Source organism: Halalkalibacter sp. HAAS-P014, assembly GCF_056619965.1.
On record NZ_JBWQTV010000021.1, the window covers coordinates 62,944 to 85,157 of the forward strand.

16 protein-coding genes and 2 pseudogenes are annotated in these 22,214 nt (G+C 37.0%); 17 read left to right on the forward strand and 1 reads right to left on the reverse strand.

The annotated features are described in order from the left end of the window. Positions 1-235 precede the first annotated feature (235 nt). The 10 genes and pseudogenes from uidA to AC1FXZ_RS16955 all read left to right on the forward strand — a co-directional run bounded on the left by uidA (position 236) and on the right by AC1FXZ_RS16955 (position 12,828). Positions 236-2,035, forward strand: a complete 1,800-nt coding sequence (gene uidA, locus AC1FXZ_RS16910; RefSeq protein WP_480055783.1) for a beta-glucuronidase — start codon at positions 236-238, stop codon at positions 2,033-2,035. A gap of 218 nt (positions 2,036-2,253) precedes the next feature. Continuing rightward, complete coding sequence (locus AC1FXZ_RS16915) at positions 2,254-3,273, forward strand: PfkB family carbohydrate kinase (protein WP_480055785.1); 1,020 nt, start codon at positions 2,254-2,256, stop codon at positions 3,271-3,273. Between the two features lie 115 nt (positions 3,274-3,388). After that, complete coding sequence (locus AC1FXZ_RS16920; RefSeq protein WP_480055787.1) at positions 3,389-3,541, forward strand: SDR family oxidoreductase; 153 nt, start codon at positions 3,389-3,391, stop codon at positions 3,539-3,541. A 220-nt stretch (positions 3,542-3,761) separates the two neighbouring features. Then, positions 3,762-4,856 (forward strand): annotated as a pseudogene (locus tag AC1FXZ_RS16925) (TRAP transporter large permease); the annotation flags it as partial. A 114-nt stretch (positions 4,857-4,970) separates the two neighbouring features. Then, a pseudogene (locus AC1FXZ_RS16930) lies at positions 4,971-5,090 on the forward strand (Fic family protein); the annotation flags it as partial. A gap of 215 nt (positions 5,091-5,305) precedes the next feature. Next, positions 5,306-6,682, forward strand: a complete 1,377-nt coding sequence (locus AC1FXZ_RS16935; RefSeq protein ID WP_480055789.1) for a sigma-54 interaction domain-containing protein — start codon at positions 5,306-5,308, stop codon at positions 6,680-6,682. A 346-nt stretch (positions 6,683-7,028) separates the two neighbouring features. Then, entirely contained in the window at positions 7,029-8,351 is a 1,323-nt protein-coding gene (gene brnQ, locus AC1FXZ_RS16940; RefSeq protein WP_480055791.1) for a branched-chain amino acid transport system II carrier protein, read from the forward strand. A gap of 91 nt (positions 8,352-8,442) precedes the next feature. Then, positions 8,443-10,068 carry an amidohydrolase gene (locus tag AC1FXZ_RS16945; protein ID WP_480055793.1) on the forward strand — a complete coding sequence of 542 codons (1,626 nt, stop codon included), beginning with the start codon at positions 8,443-8,445 and terminating at the stop codon, positions 10,066-10,068. Between the two features lie 83 nt (positions 10,069-10,151). Continuing rightward, the gene (locus AC1FXZ_RS16950) at positions 10,152-11,327 is read left to right on the forward strand and encodes a M20 family metallopeptidase (RefSeq protein WP_480055795.1); all 1,176 of its coding nucleotides are present in this window, start codon (positions 10,152-10,154) and stop codon (positions 11,325-11,327) included. Between the two features lie 79 nt (positions 11,328-11,406). Further along, positions 11,407-12,828: a YfcC family protein gene (locus AC1FXZ_RS16955; RefSeq protein WP_480055797.1), complete on the forward strand. Its 1,422-nt coding sequence runs from the start codon at positions 11,407-11,409 to the stop codon at positions 12,826-12,828. 107 nt (positions 12,829-12,935) lie between these two features. Here the strand turns inward: AC1FXZ_RS16955 and AC1FXZ_RS16960 are convergent, their stop codons facing one another. Then, positions 12,936-14,357, reverse strand: coding sequence for a sigma-54 interaction domain-containing protein (locus AC1FXZ_RS16960; protein ID WP_480055799.1), 1,422 nt, complete (start codon positions 14,355-14,357; stop codon positions 12,936-12,938). A 216-nt stretch (positions 14,358-14,573) separates the two neighbouring features. Here AC1FXZ_RS16960 and AC1FXZ_RS16965 point away from each other — a divergent pair, with 216 nt between their 5' ends. The 7 genes from AC1FXZ_RS16965 to AC1FXZ_RS16995 all read left to right on the forward strand — a co-directional run bounded on the left by AC1FXZ_RS16965 (position 14,574) and on the right by AC1FXZ_RS16995 (position 22,176). Continuing rightward, complete coding sequence (locus AC1FXZ_RS16965) at positions 14,574-15,488, forward strand: proline dehydrogenase family protein (RefSeq protein WP_480055801.1); 915 nt, start codon at positions 14,574-14,576, stop codon at positions 15,486-15,488. Positions 15,489-15,788: 300 nt separating this feature from the next. Continuing rightward, on the forward strand, positions 15,789-17,075 hold the full coding sequence (locus AC1FXZ_RS16970) for a Glu/Leu/Phe/Val family dehydrogenase (RefSeq protein WP_480055803.1): 1,287 nt from the start codon (positions 15,789-15,791) through the stop codon (positions 17,073-17,075). Between the two features lie 111 nt (positions 17,076-17,186). Then, positions 17,187-18,071: a pyridoxal 5'-phosphate synthase lyase subunit PdxS gene (gene pdxS, locus AC1FXZ_RS16975; RefSeq protein ID WP_480055805.1), complete on the forward strand. Its 885-nt coding sequence runs from the start codon at positions 17,187-17,189 to the stop codon at positions 18,069-18,071. Positions 18,072-18,233: 162 nt separating this feature from the next. Further along, entirely contained in the window at positions 18,234-18,485 is a 252-nt protein-coding gene (locus tag AC1FXZ_RS16980; RefSeq protein ID WP_480055807.1) for a biotin/lipoyl attachment domain-containing protein, read from the forward strand. 302 nt (positions 18,486-18,787) lie between these two features. Beyond that, entirely contained in the window at positions 18,788-20,329 is a 1,542-nt protein-coding gene (gene pruA / locus AC1FXZ_RS16985; RefSeq protein WP_480055809.1) for an L-glutamate gamma-semialdehyde dehydrogenase, read from the forward strand. Between the two features lie 23 nt (positions 20,330-20,352). Continuing rightward, positions 20,353-21,549, forward strand: coding sequence for an ornithine--oxo-acid transaminase (locus tag AC1FXZ_RS16990; protein ID WP_480056066.1), 1,197 nt, complete (start codon positions 20,353-20,355; stop codon positions 21,547-21,549). 207 nt (positions 21,550-21,756) lie between these two features. Further along, positions 21,757-22,176, forward strand: coding sequence for a DoxX family protein (locus AC1FXZ_RS16995; protein ID WP_480055811.1), 420 nt, complete (start codon positions 21,757-21,759; stop codon positions 22,174-22,176). Positions 22,177-22,214: the final 38 nt, after the last annotated feature.

Genomic DNA, 22,214 nt, shown 5'->3' on the forward strand with positions numbered 1-22,214 from the left:
GAAAATAATACGATTATTAAATAAATTAATGAACTATAATGAATTTAAAGCCCTTACATTTAGGGTTTATGTAAAATAGATTCTATTTAAAAGCCCTCCTCATTGAAAAATCGATGAGCGAAAAGAAATTATATCCTGTGAATGGGAAACCTAAAATGGATCATTATGGATTTAGAATTAGAATGAAAAGTCAAACTAATATGACATTATATAACTTGAATGGAGGAGAGAGTTTATGTTATATCCAATTGCTTCAGAAAGCCGTGTTGTCTTAGATTTAAGTGGGATTTGGAAATTTATGATTGATAAAGAAGTGGGACCAATTGAGGTGTCACAAGCATTGCCTACAGATGAAGTAATGGCTGTTCCTGCTTCATTTAATGATCAGACGGTGTCAAAAGAAGTTCGTGAGCACAGTGGTTATATTTGGTATGAAAGAGAATTTACCGTTGCGAAAGCATTACGTAATGAAAGGTTAGTCTTACGTTTTGGTTCTGCTACTCATGAAGCATGGGTGTATGTAAACGGGAAGGAAGTCGTTCATCATAAAGGTGGATTTATGCCATTTGAAGCTGAAATCAATGACTTTTTAGTAGATGGCGCGAACCGTTTAACAGTCCGTGTGAGCAATCTGTTGGATTATACGACTCTACCAGTTGGTAACTATAGTGAAACGAAAGATGAGAATGGACGCATTATTCGTAAAGTAGATGAAAACTTTGACTTCTTTAATTATGCTGGCTTGCATCGTCCAGTCAAAATATACTCTACCCCACGCAACTACATTGAAGATATTGCAATCGTACCTGAGGTAGATTTGGCTACTAAAAAGGCTGATGTGCAAGTTTCTGTAAATACAGCAGGGAGTTTCGATGAAGTACACATAACAATTATGGACGAGGAAGGCAAACAAGTAGCTCAAACTTCAGGTACAGATGTGAACATGGCTATTGAAAATGTCCAGTTGTGGCAGCCACTTAACGCCTACCTCTATACAGCAAAGGTAGAAGGCATAAAAGGTGGAGAAAGTATTGATGTTTATGAAGAGTCATTTGGTGTTCGTAAGGTTGAAGTTAAGAGTGGCAAGTTCTTGATCAACGGTGAACCGTTTTATTTTAAAGGCTTCGGTAAACATGAAGACACTTTTGTTAACGGCCGTGGCTTAAACGAAGCTTATAATGTACTCGACATTAATTTAATGAAACAAATGGGGGCAAACTCATTCCGTACGTCGCATTATCCGTATTCAGAAGAAATGATGAGGTTATGTGACCGTGAGGGGATTGTCGTAATTGACGAAACACCGGCGGTTGGCTTATTCCACGGATTTGGCTTTGATCTGAGTGCAGAAAAAGCTGGCTCTACTTGGAGCGTTCTTAAGACAACAGAAGCACATGAGCAGGTTATTCGTGAATTAATTGATCGTGATAAAAACCATGCCTGTGTGGTTATGTGGTCGATTGCCAATGAAGCTGCTCAACATGTTGAAGGTGCTCACGAGTACTTTGAACCATTATTCAATCTAGCGCGTGAATTGGATCCACAAAATCGTCCTTGCACGCTTGTAAATATTATGATGGCAACGCCAGAAGATGATAAATGTGCAGACTTAGTTGATGTCATTGCTTTAAATCGTTATTATGGATGGTATTTACAAACAGGTGATTTAAAGGCAGCAGAAGAAGAGACACGTAAAGAGTTGTTAGAATGGCAGGAAAAATATCCAGATAAACCAGTTATGTATACAGAATACGGTGCTGATACGGTAGCTGGTTTCCACAGTGCGTATGGTGAACCTTTCAGTGAAGAATATCAAGAAGATTACTATCGCATGAATAGTAAAGTGTTTGATGAGATACCTAACTTCGTCGGCGAACAATTATGGAACTTTGCTGATTTCCAAACAAAATTCGGAATCATGCGTGTCCAAGGGAACAAGAAGGGAATCTTTACTAGATCGAGAGAACCCAAAATGGTTGTTCGTTATTTAAGTGATCGTTGGAATAGTATTCCAAACCTTGGATATAAGAAATAATTTTATTCGCTACAATACGTTTAGAAGATGCAGATATGTTACTGCAAGTATCTGCATCTTTTGTTTACCCTATAGAATATTGGGGAGAAATGGGGATTAAACTAGGTATTGAAGAAATAGCTGTCATAAAGTAGATGAGCAGAATATTAGCTTGAATCTGAAATCTTAAAAAGATAAAACAGAAAAAAATATAAACTTTTATGAGGATGGCGACTGTTATGAAAAAGGTTGTAACAATGGGGGAAATTATGCTTCGATTATCAACACCTGGACATCAAAGGGTTAAACAAGCTCAATCTTTTGATATCCATTATGGTGGTGGTGAAGCGAATGTAGCAATCGGATTAGCTCAATTAGGACTAAACAGTTCTTTTATTAGTAAATTACCTGATAATGACCTCGGAATTAGTGCTGATCAGTTTTTAACTCGTTATAAAGTTGAGACTAATCACATGCTTTTTGGTGGTGACCGGATCGGAATTTATTTTTTAGAAAAAGGACATTCAATCAGACCTTCTAAAATTATCTATGATCGCAGTGGATCTGCTTTTGCCGGGTCAAAATCGTCTGAATATGATTTCACCAAAATCTTTGAGGGGGCTGATTGGTTCCATATTAGTGGCATTACGCCAGCATTGAATGAGGAAATCTTTCAATTAACGAAACTGGCTCTTACAGCAGCTAAGCAACAAGGGTTAACAACGAGCTGTGACCTTAATTATAGAAGTTCATTATGGTCGTTTGAAGATGCTAGACGAAAGATGACGGAGCTAATGAAGGATGTCGATGTATGTATTGGAGTAGAACCTCTTCAATTAGTAGATGAAAAGGGAAGAGACATCAAAGATAATCTGCCTGAACAGCCTGGCCCAGATGACTATAAAGAGATTATGAAAACCATGCATGAGCGCTTTGGTCTTAAATATATCGCGATGACCTATAGAGATCAGTTATCAGTCAACCACCATCGTTTAAAAGCACTTCTATCTGACGGTAGGGATTTCTATCAATCTTCTGAGATCGATGTCGATATTGTTGACCGAGTTGGCACAGGAGATGCCTTTTCAACAGGATTAATTTATGCATTAATTAACCAATATGAACCACAGTTATCCGTCGACTTTGCAACTGCTTCCTTCGCTCTTAAACATACTGTTGAAGGCGATGTAAATGTTTTAAATTATCAAGAGGTTGAACATTTTGTTCAACACAAGAATTCTTTTTCAATTAAAAGATAAAAGAAGTTAATAATATTATGTTAGTTGTTTTGAAAGATTCATCTGAGTGCAAGAAAAAGGAAAACTACAATAGTTTTTCTTTTTTTTGTCTAGACCGGGTGTGAATCAATTTGGTATGGAAAGAGCAGGCTTAACTCATGGACTATCACCACGAACTGGAAAGCCTGGAGAAATAGCAGAAGCTGCCTTATTCTTAGCGTCTGATGAGTCTAGTTTTGTAAATGGAACAGTTCTGCCTGTTGACGGTGGTTGGACTTCTGCATTTTAAATAGGTAGGATGGTCACATGTATTTTTTAGAGATGTTCATACAAATATAATGTATTTAATGTTCCCTCAGACTATTGTTTTGGGGATTTTTCATGTGAGCAACCCACAAATTTATGAACTACCATTAAATTTGTGAAATATTGAACAAAGTTTCGCTACCTGCATCAACACCTGTATCACTAGCCTCTGTAGAACTACCAGAACCACAACCTGCTAAAACGCCGGTATTTTAATGAAGAACGGAGGAATCGCAGAACGATTAGTTAACTTTGCAAAGGTCCTTGTTGGTAGAATGCCAGGATCATTAGCTCATACAAATGTGGTAGGGAACATGTTATTTGGTTCAATTGCAGGATCTTCAGTTGCATCGGCAGTCGCAATTGGTGGGGTAATGGGACCTATGCAGAAAAAAGAAGGATATGATCCAAGGTTTGCTGCGGCTGTTAATATTGCTTCTGCACCAACGGGATTAATCATTCCACCAAGCCAAACTTTAATTATTTATTCACTTGCCAGTGGAGGAACTTCGATTGCTGCACTTTTCATAGCAGGATATTTACCTGGAATTTTATGGGGTATTGTGTGTATGATCGTCGCATTTGTTATTGCTAAAAGAGCAAAATACCCAGTTCCGGAAAGACCGACTTTTAAAATTGCATTGATCACCTTTTTGCAAGCGATTCCGAGTTTGATGATTATCGTCATCGTCATCGTCATTGGAGGGATTCTTGCTGGAATCTTTACTGCAACAGAAGCAGCGGCAGTTGCTGTAGCTTATACGCTAATTCTATCACTGCTATACGGAAGTGTTAAGCAAAAAGATATTCCTGGAATCTTGAATGAATCGGTCGTTCTTACTTGTATGATTATGCTGCTTGTTGCAGCTTCAGGTGTTATGTCATGGGTGATGTCATTCACTGGTATCCCACAAATGATTAGTGAAAGTGTGTTAAGTATTTCGTCGAATCCGATAATTATTTTATTAATCATTAGTGCAGTTCTACTAGTGGTTGGAACATTCATGGATATTACACCAGCCGTGTTAATCTTTACACCTATATTCTTACCAATTGTAACTAGTTTCGGAATGGATCCGATTCACTTTGGTATTATGATGGTTATGAATTTATGTGTTGGAAATATCACTCCTCCAGTTGGAAGCGCATTATTTGCTGGTGTAAGTGTAGCGAAACTAGAGATAGAGCGTGCAATTAAGCCTCTTTTACCATTCTATGCGGTTATTATTTTGGCCGTATTACTCGTTACATTTATTCCACAAATCTCGTTGTTCCTTCCTAATTTATTAGGGTTATAGTATTTTGAGTAGAAGAAATTGAAAGCCATTCTAGAATTATCTGGAGTGGCTTTTTAGTTTGAACCTAATGGGTTAATGGTAGAGGGTTTTACTACTCTTGAACTGTATGAATGAACATATAATTCAAATGCTATTGAAGGAAATACATTAATAATCAACGAAACGAAGGTAGTTCTAGAAGGGATTACTGTTGGTGACAAGACGATGCACGAACATTTGGAGGTTCTTAATCACGTGATGCTATCTCATATGCAGGGAGATTGTACAAAAGGCATTGAAGATGGAGTAGCTGAAGGTATCGTATAGCTAAATACACTTTCCCAAGAGTTGGCTTTGGTAATATTTTAACCTGGCTATGACAGACAGTGACCAAAGAAGACTAGCTCAAACTATCAAATGATTATATAATCTAAAAAGATTCGAAGTATTTGAAAAAGGGGGGCTGAAAGTTGAAGGTTGATGTTGAAAAGTTTAAAGAGTTAACCAATTTTGATAATGTTTTAGTGGCCGATAAAAAAGGCACAATTATTTTCTATGATTTAGCAGATTTAAATGTACTTAAAGAACTTGATAGCAGACCTGAGGATTTTTTAGGGAAAAAAATAACGACATTTTATAAAAATATAACATGCGAAAATAGTACAGTTTTAAGCGTATTAAAAAGCGGCACCCCTTTATGTAATGTAAAACAAAAAATGATTACAAATAAAGGAAGTATGATTGAATCAATTAGTTCAACGTACCCGATAAAAGAAAACGGAGAAGTTATTGGGGCCATTGAATTTTCAAAACACTATTATCAAAAAGAAAATATTCATTCTTTAGATAAATATTCAAGCCATCAAATTTATCGAAAGAACAATACGATATATACGATTGATGATATTGTAACTGCTAATTCAAAGATGAAAGCGATTAAAGATAAATTAATTAAGATCGCTAAGACGGATTCTACAGTTTTAATTTACGGAAAAACAGGGACTGGAAAAGAGGTAGTTGCACAAGCGATTCATAATTTAGGTGATCGTTACAACAAGCCATTTATTTCCCTCAACTGCGGTGCAATACCAGAAACGTTACTAGAAAGTACATTGTTTGGTACAACCAAAGGGAGTTTTACTGGTTCAGAAGATATGCCAGGTTTATTTGAACAAGCTGAAGGTGGTACGTTGTTTCTTGATGAAATTAATTCCCTTGAAAAAAACTTGCAAGTAAAACTATTGAAAGCCATTGAAGAAAAAACAATTAGAAGAATTGGTGGAAAGAAAAATATTCATCTAAATATAAGAGTCATATCAGCTACAAATGAAGACCCTGAAGCTTTATTAGCAGAGAAAAGAATAAGAGAAGATTTATTTTATCGAATTGGCGTCGTCCTCATTAACTTACCTACGTTAGAGGAGCGAAAAGATGATATAAAACTGTTACTTGATTACTATATCAATTTTTATAATAGTAATATGAACATAAGAATTGACGATGTTCAAGAAGGTGTGATTGAATGCTTTGAAAATTACCATTGGCCTGGAAACATCAGAGAGCTGAAAAATGCTGTCGAAACAGCTTATAATCATCTCTCCTCAAATATAATGACAATGAGTGATATACCCGAAAGAGTTCATAATTATAAGAAACGAAACACAGTAATCAATGAAGGTATGATAGTAGGACGTAAATCATTAAAGGATTCGGTTGAGTACTATGAAAAAGAGATTATCGTTAGAGAGTTAACAGAAGCGAATGGCATTATTGCAGAAACAGCAAGAAGGTTAGGGATCTCTAAGCAGTCGCTGAAGTATAAAATGGCCAAGTACAACTTAAGGTAAAAATTTTTTTACGAATGAGGGGGGAAATTTTCCCCCCTTTATTTTATTGTTTTAGGGAATTTCAAGAAAAATAAATCTAATGATTGATCATTTTCGACAAAATATTCACCGGAATTTTTAGTTTTCAACATTTTATTTCATTATGAAATGCTATAAGAATAGTTTTTTTTATTGTGAATAATAAAAGAGCTTTATTTACTAGTAGAAAAAAGTTCACGTAATTTTAATAATTGGCATAATAATTGCATTTTTAAGAGGGAGATCAATGAAGGTGGTGTTCTACTCATGGATTTATCCCAAATATGAAGATTTAATAAAAATAATGTAATTAAGGTATGCGATAGATATGAGTAAACGTATTCAAGATAGCTTTATTTTAGGGTTTACATTATTCTCAATATTCTTTGGTTCGAATTTAATCTTTCCACCTGCGATCGGGCTTATAGCTGGGTCAAATTGGCCAGTGGCGATGATAGGTTTTGCTCTTGCCGGAATTGTACTTCCTGCATTAGCAGTTATAGCTATTTTAAATTCAGAAGGTAGGTTAGAAGTACTAACCGCTCCAATCAGTTCACGATTTTATAAAATTTTTAATGTGATAGTCATAGTTGGGATCGGTTTGACTGTTGGAATACCACGAACTGCAGCTACAGCGTATGAAATTGGTATTCATTCACTATTTCCAAGCATCCCCGCTGTTGGTGCAATACTAGTGTATTTTAGTCTAAATTGTTATTTTGCGATAGATAAGTCAAATGTCATGGACAAAATTGGAAAGGTTATGATACCAGCTTTATTAATTGTTTTAATGTTTATCATAATCATAGGGGTTTTCAATCCTATCGGAGTACCTATTGTAACTGAACTTGAATCGCCGTTTTCCTATTCCTTCATAAATGCTTATCAGACAGGTGACCTATTAACAGGTATAATCTGTGCATCTATTTTTATATCAGCAACGATTAGTAAAGGTTATAAGAGTAAATCGGACGTGAAGAAGATCACCATTGGTGGAACCATCATTGCGGCGATTGGACTAACGGTTGTGTATGGGGGACTGTTATACATTGGTGCTACAGGAAGTAGTTATTTTTCAAGTGAAATTGAAAATACTGCTCTTGTGATAGGCATTGTTTTTGAACTAGCTGGAACCTATGGTTTGATAGCGTTAGCAATTGCAGGAGTACTAGCTTGTTTAACTACTTCAATTGGTTTGACCGCTGCTTCGGCAGAGTTTTTGAGTAATATAACCAACAACAAAATTAGTTATCGAAAAGTTGTTTTTATCATCTGCACGATTGGTGTAATTGTTGGCTCACTTGGGGTAGATAAAATTATCGCTTACACACTCCCGTTATTTATGGCGGTTTATCCAACTGCTATTGTACTCGTTTTCTTAGGATTGTTTCGAAGTTATATTCCAAATGCAGGTTCCTATAAGGGTATGGTCTATACTACCATGATTGTTAGTATTTTCGATACAATCGGTCTTGTAGTAGAAGTTCAATTTATCAGTATGTTGATTTCTTTATTACCTTTTAGTTCACATGGATTTTCATGGCTAATTCCTGCAATTATTGGCTTTATTCTTGGTACTGTAATCTACAAAATTACTGAAGGGAAAAAAATGAGTAGTTTTAAATCCACTCCATTACGAAAAAAAGCATAATGTTCGACATTATATGGCTCTTACTATTTGGAGTCTCATAATTATTTGAAGTGTAAGATTAGATATAAAAAGGAAGAGGAGGAAAACAGCGATGAGTATGACAAAAGTAGATAAATTAATTTTTACAAATGGTAAGATCTTTACAGCAAATCCAGAACAACCATATGCAACTGCGATGGCAGTCCGTGAAGGGAAAGTTGTTTGGATTGGAAATCAAGAAGATTTAGAAGAAAATATCGACGGTGAAATTGTTGATTTGCAAGGGAGAAGGGTTTTACCAGGGCTGATTGATGCTCATTTACACCCTGTATACTTAGCGAATGCATCAAAGCAAATTGCCTGTACCGCACCGCTTGTCAATTCAATTGGTGATTTAATTCAAGAAATTCAAAAGCAGTGTCAAGTGCAAGACAAAGGTACATGGATTGAAAGCTGGGGATATGATGAGGGGAAATTGAGTGAAGGAAGAGCTCCAAATCGTTGGGATTTAGATCGGGCTACAACAGAGTTTCCGGTCATCGTAACCCGTACTTGTGCTCATATTATTTCTGTTAATAGTGTTGCGTTAGAAATGGCCGGAATTACGAAGGACACGCCAAATCCAGCTGGAGGACAAATTGATCGAGATGCTAATGGTGAACCAACAGGGGTTTTACGAGAGAATGCAAAAGATTTAGTGACAAAGATTATGCCTGTAAAAACACTTGAGGATAATGCATGTACTCTAGCTGAACTAAGCCCGCAACTTCTTGCGCATGGTATTACAGCGATTACAGATCTAATGGCCAAAAGAGGCCCAGTTGATTATTTAGATATGTATAATGACGCACGTGACAAAGGCCTCAAACAACGTACGGTCCTCTATTATGTATGGGAGGATTTACAGAATGAAACGAACTTTTTAGATAAGAACAAAACTAACACTGAAAACCCAATTCATATTGGGGGGATTAAGTTGTTCTCCGATGGAAGTGTGTCTGGCCAGACAGCTTGGGTAAATCCACCTTTTAAAGGTGAAGAAGGAGTTTATGGAATCCAAATGACTTCAGAGGAGGAGTTATTAGCAGCAGCTGAAGTTGCTAAGGAAAACCAGATTCAACTAGTTATCCATGCAATGGGTGAGCAAGCCATTGATTTCATTATCAATACGTTTTATGAAAAAGAAGGATGGTTGAAAGATGCACCTTCAATTAGAATAGAACATGCTTCATTGCCAACGAATGAAGCTATCGAGCGAGCTGCAAAAGCAGGTATCGCTTTTGTTACTCAACCGATTTTTCTTTTCGCAGAAATTGAAAGTTATTTAAACAATTTAGGTGAAGAAAGAACGAAACAATCATATCCTGTTAAATCAATGTTAGAGGCAGGTGTACCAGTTGCTTTCTCTTCTGACGCTCCAGCAACTGCATGGGCAGATCCCGTTAATCCATTTGTTGGCTTGAAATCAGCTGTTACACGTGTAGCTTATGACAATACTGATACTGGTCAAGAGGAGCGCGTAGATATAGAAACAGCGATTACATTGTATACGCGAACTGCCCAAGAGATTACACGTATTCCTAGAATCGGTCAGCTTGCACCAAACTACCATGCTGACTTTATTGTTCTAGACCAGGATATTTTAGAAATTAGACCAGAAAATATTGATAAGGTTTGTGTAGACGAGACATATATCGGTGGTAGATTAGTTTATCAAAAGCTTTGCGAAAAGGTATAAGAAATACATTGTTATTAATACACATTGGAAGCTTCACAAAAAGGGGAAGGTTATTTCTTGATAATATTTAGGGGGTAATAATTATGTTAGTTCAATCGTTAAAACATGAAGTCGAGAAGGTAAAGAATGATGTAATTGAATGGAGACGTCATTTTCATCGCAATCCTGAATTATCGTATCAGGAAGAAAAAACATCACAATATGTTTTTGATACGCTTCAATCGTTTGGAAACCTTGAGGTTACGCGTCCTACAAAATATAGTGTGATGGCGAGGTTAATAGGACCTCAACCAGGGAAAACGTTAGGGATACGAGCAGATATGGACGCTCTCCCAATCCTGGAAGAAAATGATTTTGATTTTGTATCCCAAAATCCAGGTGTGATGCATGCATGTGCGCATGATGCACATACAGCAATGCTTTTAGGGACAGTGAAGATACTCTCTGGAATGAAAGATCAAATAAAAGGCGAAGTACGCTTTTTTTTCCAACATGCTGAGGAGCATTTTCCAGGAGGGGCGCAGGAAATGGTTGATGCTGGTGTTATGGAAGGCGTAGATGTAGTTATTGCAGCCCACTTGATGTCGCATCTTGATCTAGGGAAAATAGGAATTGCCTATGGGCCGGCAATGGCTTCTGCTGACGCCTTTTGGATTACGGTAAAAGGTAAGGGAGGCCACGGTGGTATGCCTCATCAGGCAATTGACAGTATTGCAGTTGGTGCACAAGTTGTGTCAAACCTTCAGCATATTGTAGCTCGTAATACCGATCCTCTTGATAACCTTGTTCTTTCTATAGGGAAATTTGTTGGGGGAGAAGCCGGAAATGTAATTGCTAATTCTGTAGAGATTAACGGAACGGTTCGAAGTTTTGATGTGAAATACCGTGAAACGATGCCAGCTCTTATGGAAAGAGTCGTAAAGGGGATTACTGAAGCGCATGGTGCAACATACGACTTAAAGTATGATTGTGGATATCGCCCAGTTATTAACAGTGATGAGCCTACTAAAATAATAGAAGAAACAATTCGCGAGGTTTACGGAGATGAAGTAATTGAAATACAGAAACCAGTAATGGGTGCTGAAGATTTTTCTGCCTTTTTGCAAAAGGCTCCGGGTTGTTATTTCATGATTGGTGCACGGAATGAAGAAAAGGGAATTATTTATCCACACCATCATCCACGTTTTGATATTGATGAAGATGCGATGGAATACGGGGTGGGGATTTTTGTAAACGCTGTATTTAAAATCTTAGGATAGTGTCGGATCTATTATGGTAAAAAAAGTTAATACAAATGGTAAGAAGGTGTATAAAAAAAATGTGAAAGTGGGGAAGCGAATGGGCAACGCTTTACGTAAAGAAATAAAGGGAGAAGTACCTCAGAAGAAGCGGTGGGAGTTACCACATGTGTATGTTATTCTATTTTCATTATTAGCTGTAGCCTATGTAGCTACATTGATAGTCCCAAAAGGACAGTTTGAAAGAATAGAAGGTCCTATGGGAGCACCAATTATCGTGCCAGGGACATTTCAGTATATAGAGGGAGAGAATCTTACTTTATTTGATTTGATGTTCGCGATCCCAACCGGAATGGTTCAGGCAGGTGAAATCATTTTTGGTGGCTTAATGATCGGAGCGTTGTTTGTAGTCCTAGAGCGAACAGGGCTCCTAAGTTTAGTGCTTCACAAAATTATTTCAACATTCAAGAAAAACAAAATCCTTGTGATCCCGGTATTAATGATTCCAATGGGGCTTTTTACGACTTTTACAGGTGCAATGGAACTTGCCTTCATCTACATTCCAATTATGATTCCACTAATATTGAAGATGGGCTATGATCGCTTTACAGCTACGGCGATGGTACTTGTTAGTACTGGTGCAGGCTTTTCGGTTGCACTAACTGCTCCGGCGACAGTGGGACTAGCACAAACCATATCAGATTTGCCATTGTATTCTGGAATTGAGCTTCGTGCAATGATTTTAGCTGTTGTCCTACTTAGTGGAATCTGGTATGTTTGGCGGTATGCTAGAACTATTGAACGAGATCCTTCGCAGGGTTATTTGTATGGCGATGGGTTAGATGATCAATATATCAAGGAAGAAGAGGAAGTCATCAGAAAAATCTCGAAAAGACAAATGGCAGCTATCGCCTTTTTGATTTTTGGTATGGGGGTCATGATTTATGGCTTGTTAAACTGGGGCTGGTATTTTATTGAAATTGGTGGATGGTATGCGTTTATGAGTATCGTCCTCGGCCTAATTTGTGGTTTGAATGCAAATACGATCGCAGAATCATTTAATGAAGGATTCAAAAAAATGATCGTTGCTGCTGTAGTCATAGGTTTATCAAGATCAATTTCAGTTATTCTTCAAGAAGGGAACATTCTAGATACCGTTATTTATGGCGTTAACGAAGTAGTAAGTGGGTTGCCAGTATCAATTGCTGCCATAGGAATGTTTGTCGTTCAAGGTTTATTCAACTTCCTAGTTGGGTCTGGTAGTGGACAGGCTCTAATAACAATGCCAATTATGAGCGGTTTAGCTGATTTACTTGGAGTGTCCCGACAAACAGCAGTATTAGCTTTTCAATTTGGTGACGGGTTTACAAATCTTATTTACCCAGTAAGCTTGGTTCTAGCCATGCTTGCTCTGGCACAAATTCCGTTTACAAAGTGGCTCAGGTTTATTATCCCTCTCATATTAGTATGGACTGGAATTGCCGTTACATCTTTAATTATCGCTCAATATATTGGGTGGTAACGAATTTGAATATCGTTATAAATAGTAATAAAAAACCTCCCGATTGAGCCGACCCCCAAAAGTTTGGTCTAACTTTTGGGGGTCACCTTAGATGTGGAGGTTTTTTATTACGTATCTTTACTTAATCGCTTCATTCTATACTGCAGACTTTGTCTACTAAGGCCCAGTTCTTTTGCGGCATTTGTTATATGATACTTATGTCTATCAAGTGCTTTATTTATATAATAATCTTCAGCCTCTAGTAAGAAATCTTTCAGGTTACGTAAAGGTTGTTGCTGATCATTTGCTGTAAAATCATGGACGCTAATAATTGACTGCTCTTGTGGCAAAGAGTTTTGTGGTTTACTTCGAAAATTATATGGCAAGTGTGATAACTCAATCACGTTTTCATCAATCATTAAATTTATTGCCCCTTCAATGACATGCTCTAATTCTCTAATGTTTCCGGGCCAGTCATAATTGGTTAATAGTGTTAAGACTTCATCCGAAACACCTTTCACATTGACTTGGAACATGTGATTGTATTTCTTAATGAAAAAGTCCATTAAAAGAATAATATCTTCTTTACGTTCACGAAGAGGAGGGATAAAAAGTGATACGACACTAAGTCGATAATATAAGTCTTTTCTTAGTCGTTGGTTTGCTATGGCCTCAATCGGATCTTCATTAATTGTTGAAAGAATTCGTACATCAATTTTTCGATCAACAGTATCTCCAATTCTTCTAATTGATTTTTCTTGGATTGCTCTCAATAGTTTTGCCTGTAACATAGGGCTCAATGAGTTAATTTCATCTAGTAGGAGTGTGCCTCCTTCGGCTTGTTCAAACAATCCCGGTCGGTCAGTTGCTCCTGTAAATGCACCTTTTTTTGTGCCAAATAATAAACTTTCTATTAAATTATCTGGCATTGCTGCGCAGTTTTGAGAAATAAAGGGTGCGGATGCACGTTCACTTCCGTTATGAATACTTTGGGCAAATAATTCTTTACCCGTTCCTGTTTCCCCGACTATGAGTACGGAAGACGATGTACGAGTGGCTCTTTTTGTGTTTTCAATTACTTCCTGAATTGCAGAGCTCTTTCCGATGATACTATCAAATGTATAACGGGTGTTTCCGTTACTCTTTATATTGTTTCTAATTAATCGTTCGATAACGGTTACATCTTTTGCTACTTCAATTGCCCCGATTGGTGTATCTCCATCATAAACAGGAAAGGTGTTATTAATCGTCGTTATTTCTTTACCTTTATTATTAAAATAGGTTTGTTTTTCATTTTTAACCTCTTTCCTATGATGTAAGGCATTAAGCAAAGTACTCCCCTGGCCCTCTTCGAACATAAATACATCAAGAAAATCTTTGTTAATAACTTCTTCCTTTTTCATCGACTCCATTTCCATCATTTTACTATTATAAATAATCGTTCTTCCTTTTTGGTCAATGGCGTGAACACCAACATCGATTTCATTTATAAGGGTTTCATAAATTTTTTGGATTTGCAAAAGTTGATCTAAGTTTTGCTTTTGTGACATATCCCATTCCCCCTATATCTTTTCTTTATTTTTATTTTAATTGTTAGTGAAGAGATACGCAAATTTTTTTTTCGTTATTAAAATGATTTTAAAGATGGAGGTAAAAAAAATTTGCTCATATAAATGAAAATACCACTCAAGTAAGCATTTAAAAAGTGGCACGATATTTGCAATATAAATTTGTGTGAAACAAGTTTGAGTAATGGAGGGGTTGTCATGGAACTTGTATTTAAAAATTTTTTCCTCTTTTTATCAAGAAATAAAGTTCTAACGAAGAGTGCTAAACGATGGGGCCTTAAATTTGGTGCATCCCAAGTCGTTGCTGGTGAGACAATTGAAAGTGCTATTTTAACGGTGAAGAAACTAAATGCCAAAGGGCTTGTCTGTACTGTTGATCATTTGGGTGAGTTTGTCTTTAGTCGGCAAGAAGCTATAGATTCAACCGATTATTGCATAAAAACATTAGATGCTATTTACGATGCTGGAGTAAATTGCAACTTATCTTTAAAAATGACGCAATTAGGATTGGATATAGATGAAAAGCTATGTTTAGAAAATATGAAACGTATATTAGATACAGCAAAAAAATATAACAATTTTGTTCGTATAGATATGGAAGATTATGAACATTATCAGGTGACATTAGATCTTTTTAATCATTTGTATGAACAATATAAAGGCCATGTAGGGACAGCAATTCAAGGGTATTTATATCGTGCAAAGGACGACATTGAAAACTTAAAAGGCGTAAACCTGCGTTTAATTAAAGGGGCATATAAAGAGCCAGTGGAGGTCGCTTATCAAGATAAAAAAGAAGTTGATAAAAACTACGTAGAAATTATTAAACAACATTTATTAAATGGTAGCTACACAGCCATTGCGTCCCATGATCATGTAATTATTAATGAGATTAAAAGTTTTTGTAAAGAAAACAATATTTCAAATGATCAATTTGAGTTTCAAATGCTTTATGGATTTCGAACAGAATTACAAGAGCAAATGGCCAAAGAAGGATATAAAATGCGAATTTACGTACCGTATGGGAACGACTGGTATGGATATTTTATGAGAAGGTTAGCTGAAAGACCACAGAACGTTGCCTTTGCGTTAAGGGGATTCTTCTCTAAATAAATACTGTATTAGCAAAAAAAATTTGCAAAGTGAAAACATAATAGGGAAATTAATTTTGCTATGAAAGGTATTATTATTTAAAAAATTTGCTAAAGGTGAATCTCAAATCTATTATAATCTAAAAATCAAAAAAAATTGTTGTCTTAAAAGCTTGCTAGGTATGGATATAATGAGCATTTATCATCGTGAAATATAAAATTTGATTTTATTGGCATGAAGTTTGCAACTAGTAGTAAGTGAAGAAACATTTGTAACTGTAAGGATTACTTATTATCTATATAAAATGACGAGGTGTATAAAATGGCAGCTATAACTTCTGTAGACCAACCGAAAAATTTACAAGTTGATCAACAAAAGAGTCTTCTAGACTCCACTCAAATTGTTATTAAAGAAGCTCTCACAAAATTAAAATATTCAAATGAAGTGTATGAACTGATGAAAGAGCCACAAAGAATGTTAACAGTTAGAATACCTGTACGAATGGACGATGGTAAAGTGAAGATTTTTACTGGTTATCGTGCTCAACATAGTGATGCTGTTGGTCCTACAAAAGGTGGGGTTCGTTTTCATCCAGATGTCACCGAAGAGGAAGTGAAAGCGCTAGCAATCTGGATGAGTTTAAAATGTGGCATTTCGGATTTGCCTTATGGTGGAGGAAAAGGTGGAATTATTTGCGATCCAAGGGAAATGTCAATGCTCGAATTAGAGCGCCTCAGTCGTGGTTATGTTCGCGCTATTAGTCAGTTGGTTGGTCCAACAAAAGACATTCCTGCTCCTGATGTATTTACAAACTCACAAATTATGGCATGGATGATGGATGAATATAGCCGGATTCGTGAATTTGATTCACCAGGTTTCATTACTGGAAAACCGTTAGTTCTTGGTGGTTCTCACGGACGTGAAACAGCGACAGCGCGAGGGGTTGTCATTTGTGTTGAAGAAGCAGCGAAACGTGTTGGAATTGATCTTAAAGGTGCAAAAGTAGTCGTTCAAGGATTTGGTAACGCCGGCAGTTATTTGGCCAAATTTATGCATGATGCAGGAGCAAAGGTAGTTGGCATTTCTGATGCATATGGAGCTCTATATAAAGAAGAAGGTCTAGATATTGAATATCTACTAGATCGTCGTGACTCATTTGGAACAGTGACGAAACTGTTTAAAGATACCATTACAAACGAAGAGTTATTAGAGTTACCGTGTGACATTTTGATTCCAGCAGCGATATCGAATCAAATCACAGCGGATAATGCTAACGAAATTAAGGCGAAAGTCGTAGTTGAAGCAGCGAACGGTCCAACAACATTAGAAGCTACAGAAATATTAACAGAACGAGGGATACTATTAGTCCCTGACGTACTAGCTAGCTCGGGTGGCGTTACTGTATCTTATTTTGAATGGGTTCAAAACAACTTAGGTTATTATTGGTCAGAAAATGAAGTTGCCGAAAAACTTCAGAGTACCATGGTGAAATCATTCACTGATATTTATAACACATCAAAAGTTCATAACGTGAATATGCGTTTAGCTGCTTACATGGTGGGTGTACGTAAGATGGCAGAAGCTTCACGTTTCCGTGGTTGGGTGTAAGCATTTAATCAATTTTCAAAACAGGGAAATCCAAGTTTGCCAAACTGTGGTGCTTGGATTGACCTATTATTACTTTTATATATCAAGCTGACTTAAAAAGGAGTAAAAATTATGGTTCAAACTGGTACAGATCGCGTAAAAAGAGGAATGGCTGAAATGCAAAAAGGTGGCGTCATTATGGACGTTGTCAATGCAGAACAAGCAAAAATAGCCGAGGAGGCGGGTGCCGTAGCTGTTATGGCACTTGAGCGTGTCCCTGCAGATATCCGTGCGGCCGGTGGAGTTGCTCGTATGGCAGATCCAACAATCGTTGAAGAGGTAATGAATGCTGTTTCCATTCCGGTCATGGCAAAAGCAAGAATTGGTCACATCGTTGAAGCAAAAGTACTTGAGGCGATGGGTGTTGACTATATCGATGAAAGTGAAGTATTAACACCAGCTGATGAAGTGTATCACCTTTATAAGCATGATTTCACGGTTCCATTTGTTTGTGGTGCACGTGATTTAGGAGAAGCTGCTCGGCGTATTGGTGAAGGTGCATCAATGATTCGCACGAAAGGTGAACCAGGTACAGGGAATATTGTTGAAGCTGTTCGCCATATGCGTATGATGCAAGCGCAAATTAAAAAAGTAGCTTCTATGTCAACGGATGAGCTAATGACAGAAGCAAAAAATATTGGCGCTTCTTATGATTTATTACTTCAAATTAAAGAAACAGGCAAGTTTCCAGTTGTGAACTTCGCTGCAGGAGGAGTAGCGACTCCTGCAGACGCTGCATTAATGATGCAACTTGGAGCAGACGGAGTATTTGTAGGATCAGGAATCTTTAAATCTGATAACCCTGAGCGCTTTGCACGTGCGATTGTTGAAGCAACGACTCATTACGAAGATTATAAACTGATTGCTGAATTATCAAAAGGACTGGGTACAGCAATGAAAGGGATTGAAATTTCCAATTTACAGCCGTCTGAACGTATGCAAGATCGTGGTTGGTAATAACCACTATGACTCACAAGAGCAAGAATAACAGCCCGAAGCAATTTACTAACTAGTGTTGCGTATTTCATTAAATATGTATAGGAAATGTGGCATGTTATTGCATTATAGATTAAATAACACAAGAGTTGAGTTGATATTTATAAGAGGAGAGATGAGGAATTGAATAGTTATCGCGTAATTACAAGTGGTTCTACTGGCGTTGTTGAAAAGGTCTTAGTAAATGAAGGGGATTATGTTTATGAATGGGAGCCTTTATTTGTAATTAAGTCTGAAAATGGAATCCTAGAAAAAGTAGAGCTAGGGGCAAGTGGAAAGGTTAACAAAATATCTGTTAACCCAGGAGATAAAATCATATCAGAAATGCCCCTTGGTGTTCTAGAAGAAGATTGTCTCCCGAGGGGATGTGACTAAGCAAGTAGTCACGAGAAATAAGATCAGTACAATCGCAAAATATTTTTTCTTTAAACGCAAAATATTTTATTCAAGCAAAGGATTTTTGCGTTTAGTATTGCTGATTTCAGAAAAAATTTGCTCGTCAGTAAAAAACTATGTAATAAGTAAAAATAAAGAAAGATTATAAACCATCTAGATAAGGGGTTATGATGATTTCTTTAAAAAAGTCTACTAGTTTTGGCACGTAAATTGCATTGAGTTTTATGTATAGAAAATCTCATAAGATATCAAACAAATTAAACTAGAAGGAGAGATACAACATGATCGATTATAAGCACGAACCATTTACAGACTTTACGGTAGAAAAAAATAGAAAAGAGTTTGAAGCAGCATTAAAGCAAGTAGAAGCAGAGCTTGGTAAGGATTATCCACTTATTATTGGTGGGGAAAGAGTGACGACGGAAGAGAAAATCATTTCTGAGAATCCTTCAAATAGAGAGCAACTTGTTGGTAAAGTTTCAAAAGCGAATGCAGAATTAGCAGAACAAGCAATGAAAGTAGCAGATCAAACATTTAACAAATGGAAAAAGTGGGACCCAGAAGTTCGCGCGGATATTTTATTCAAGGCAGCGGCAATCGTTCGTCGCCGTAAGCATGAATTTTCTGCATACCTTGTTTACGAGGCAGGTAAGCCTTGGAAGGAAGCAGATGCTGATACAGCAGAGGCAATTGATTTCTTAGAATATTACGGTCGTCAAATGATTGAATTAAAGAAAGGTTATCCAGTTGAAAGCCGTAAAATTGAAAAGAATAAATTATCCTACATTCCATTAGGAGTAGGTGTTGTCATTTCACCTTGGAACTTTGCCTTTGCAATTATGGCAGGGATGACATCAGCTGCACTTGTTACAGGGAATACAGTTCTATTAAAGCCAGCAGAAACGACAGCAGTTGTCGCTTATAAATTTATAGAAGTACTTGAAGAAGCAGGTCTTCCTGCAGGCGTTGTTAACTTTATCCCTGGTAGTGGACCAGAAGTTGGAGCCTATTTAGTTGAGCATCCTAAAACGCGTTTTATAAGCTTCACTGGATCTCGTCAAGTTGGTGTTGAAATCTATGAAAAAGCTGCTAAAGTACAACCAGGCCAAATTTGGTTAAAACGTGTTGTCGCTGAAATGGGTGGTAAAGACACTATCGTTGTTGATAACACTGCAGACCTTGACCTGGCAGCACAATCAATCGTTCAATCTGCATTTGGATTCTCTGGACAGAAATGTTCTGCGTGCTCAAGAGCAGTCATTCATGAGGATGTATATGATGAAGTATTGGAAAAGGCGCTTGTGCTAACGAAAGAATTAATAGTCGGTGAACCAGTGAATGATACGAATATGGGGCCAGTAAACGATCAAAAAGCGTTTGATAAAGTAATGAGCTATATTGAAATAGGAAAAGAAGAAGGTCGTTTAGTTGCTGGAGGAGAAGGTGATAACTCGAAAGGTTATTTCATTCAACCTACGATCTTTGCTGATGTCGATGAGAATGCAAGAATTATGCAGGAAGAAATTTTCGGACCAGTCGTTGCGTTCTGTAAAGTAAAAGACTTCAATCATGCACTTGATGTTGCCAATAACACAGAGTACGGATTAACTGGTGCTGTTATAACAAATAATCGTGCAAATATGGAAAAAGCACGTGAAGAATTCCATGTCGGAAATCTGTATTTTAACCGTGGATGCACAGGTGCGATTGTCGGATATCACCCATTTGGTGGATTTAATATGTCTGGAACAGATTCTAAGGCAGGAGGACCAGACTACTTATTACATTTCACTCAAGCTAAACTAACTTGCGAGCAACTTTAATATAGGAGGTATAGTATATGTCTATGACAACAAAAACAAACTCAATTATTGAAACTACAGAGAAATATGGTGCGAAAAACTATCATCCTCTACCAATCGTTATTTCTAAAGCAGAAGGTGTATGGGTAGAAGATCCAGAGGGTAATAAATATATTGATATGTTAAGTGCGTACTCTGCGCTTAACCAAGGTCACCGTCATCCTAGAATCATTCAAGCACTTAAAGATCAAGCAGACAAAATTACGTTAACATCACGCGCTTTTCATAACGATCAACTAGCACCTTTTTATGAAAGAGTTTCAAAGTTAACTGGAAAAGAAATGCTTTTGCCAATGAATACGGGTGCAGAAGCAGTTGAAACAGCGATTAAAGCTGTTCGCCGCTGGGCTTATGACGTGAAGGGTGTGCCTACCGGCCAAGCTGAGATTATTGTTTGTGAAGATAATTTCCACGGTCGCACAATGACAGCCGTTTCTCTTTCTTCAAATGATGAATATAAGCGTGGGTTCGGTCCGATGCTTCCAGGCATTAAAATAATCCCATATGGTGACTTAGATGCATTAGAAAAGGCGATTACACCGAATACAGCAGCATTTATGCTAGAACCAATTCAAGGTGAAGCAGGAATCATCATCCCACCAGAAGGATTCTTAAAAGCAGCGCAAGAGCTTTGTAAAAAGGAGAATGTCTTATTCGTTGCTGATGAAATCCAAACAGGACTTGCGAGAACTGGAAGAATGTTTGCGTGTGAGTGGGAAGATGTTGAACCTGATGTATATATTCTTGGTAAAGCACTTGGTGCTGGCGTTATGCCAATATCTGTTGTTGCCGCAAACAGCGATATTCTTGGTGTATTTGAACCAGGATCACACGGTTCTACATTTGGAGGGAATCCACTTGCTTGTGCCGTTTCTGTTGCTGCATTAGATGTTATTGTTGAAGAGAATCTAGCGGAACGTTCTGACGAGCTAGGCTCGTATTTCCAACAGAAGTTAAAAGAAATTGACAATTCAATTATTAAAGAAGTACGTGGTAGAGGATTATTCATCGGTGTTGAACTAACTGTTCCGGCAAGAAGCTATTGTGAAGAGTTAAAGCAAGTCGGCCTGTTATGTAAGGAAACTCATGTGAATGTTATTCGCTTTGCACCACCACTAGTCATGACGAAAGAAGACCTTGACTGGGCGATTGATCGTATTAAACAAGTGTTAAGTAAATAATAATTTCGCAACAGAAATTGAGAAAAGTCTGATATGCCAGAGGGTGTATCGGACTTTTTTTATAAGATTACTAATTAAAGTTAGTGTTTCCCAAGACAAAACTCTAGGAAAGGTTTTATTTTTTTAAAAAAATATCTTGAATTAGAGATATATTAAATGGTAATATACTTATTAGAACTAAAAAACAAAATTAACGGAGGGAAAATGATGTTAAACAAAAGTGAACTTGGAAATTTATTATTACGACTTGTGTTAGGAGCTGTATTTCTAGCGCATGGTGCCACGAAATTTCAGGGTGGTATTGAAAATACAGTAGGATGGTTCGATAGCATTGGTATACCTGGAGGATTTGCATATGTGGTGGCAATCATTGAATTAGTCGGAGGGATCGCTCTAATTCTTGGTTTAGGAACTCGTATTGCTTCTGTGTTGTTAGGAGCAATTATGATTGGAGCCATCTTTACAGTGAATTTAGCAGCTGGCTTTTTAGATGGATATGTTTTTGATTTAGTATTATTAGCTATTGCAGCTCATCTAGCATTAAACGGTAGTAAGTTGTATTCTCTAGGTCAATTATTTTTAAAAAATGAAGACGATAAATCAAAATCGTTTACAAAATCAGCTTAAATATCTCGAATTAAAGAAAAGTTAATTAGAGGTAAATG

Coding starts and splice junctions, on each gene's coding strand:
- uidA (WP_480055783.1), top strand. CDS start 236: ATGTTATATCCAATTGCTTCAGAAAGCCGTGTTGTCTTAGATTTAAGT.
- AC1FXZ_RS16915 (WP_480055785.1), top strand. CDS start 2,254: ATGAAAAAGGTTGTAACAATGGGGGAAATTATGCTTCGATTATCAACA.
- AC1FXZ_RS16920 (WP_480055787.1), top strand. CDS start 3,389: ATGGAAAGAGCAGGCTTAACTCATGGACTATCACCACGAACTGGAAAG.
- brnQ (WP_480055791.1), top strand. CDS start 7,029: ATGAGTAAACGTATTCAAGATAGCTTTATTTTAGGGTTTACATTATTC.
- AC1FXZ_RS16945 (WP_480055793.1), top strand. CDS start 8,443: ATGAGTATGACAAAAGTAGATAAATTAATTTTTACAAATGGTAAGATC.
- AC1FXZ_RS16950 (WP_480055795.1), top strand. CDS start 10,152: ATGTTAGTTCAATCGTTAAAACATGAAGTCGAGAAGGTAAAGAATGAT.
- AC1FXZ_RS16955 (WP_480055797.1), top strand. CDS start 11,407: ATGGGCAACGCTTTACGTAAAGAAATAAAGGGAGAAGTACCTCAGAAG.
- AC1FXZ_RS16960 (WP_480055799.1), bottom strand. CDS start 14,357: ATGTCACAAAAGCAAAACTTAGATCAACTTTTGCAAATCCAAAAAATT.
- AC1FXZ_RS16965 (WP_480055801.1), top strand. CDS start 14,574: ATGGAACTTGTATTTAAAAATTTTTTCCTCTTTTTATCAAGAAATAAA.
- AC1FXZ_RS16970 (WP_480055803.1), top strand. CDS start 15,789: ATGGCAGCTATAACTTCTGTAGACCAACCGAAAAATTTACAAGTTGAT.
- pdxS (WP_480055805.1), top strand. CDS start 17,187: ATGGTTCAAACTGGTACAGATCGCGTAAAAAGAGGAATGGCTGAAATG.
- pruA (WP_480055809.1), top strand. CDS start 18,788: ATGATCGATTATAAGCACGAACCATTTACAGACTTTACGGTAGAAAAA.
- AC1FXZ_RS16990 (WP_480056066.1), top strand. CDS start 20,353: ATGACAACAAAAACAAACTCAATTATTGAAACTACAGAGAAATATGGT.
- AC1FXZ_RS16995 (WP_480055811.1), top strand. CDS start 21,757: ATGTTAAACAAAAGTGAACTTGGAAATTTATTATTACGACTTGTGTTA.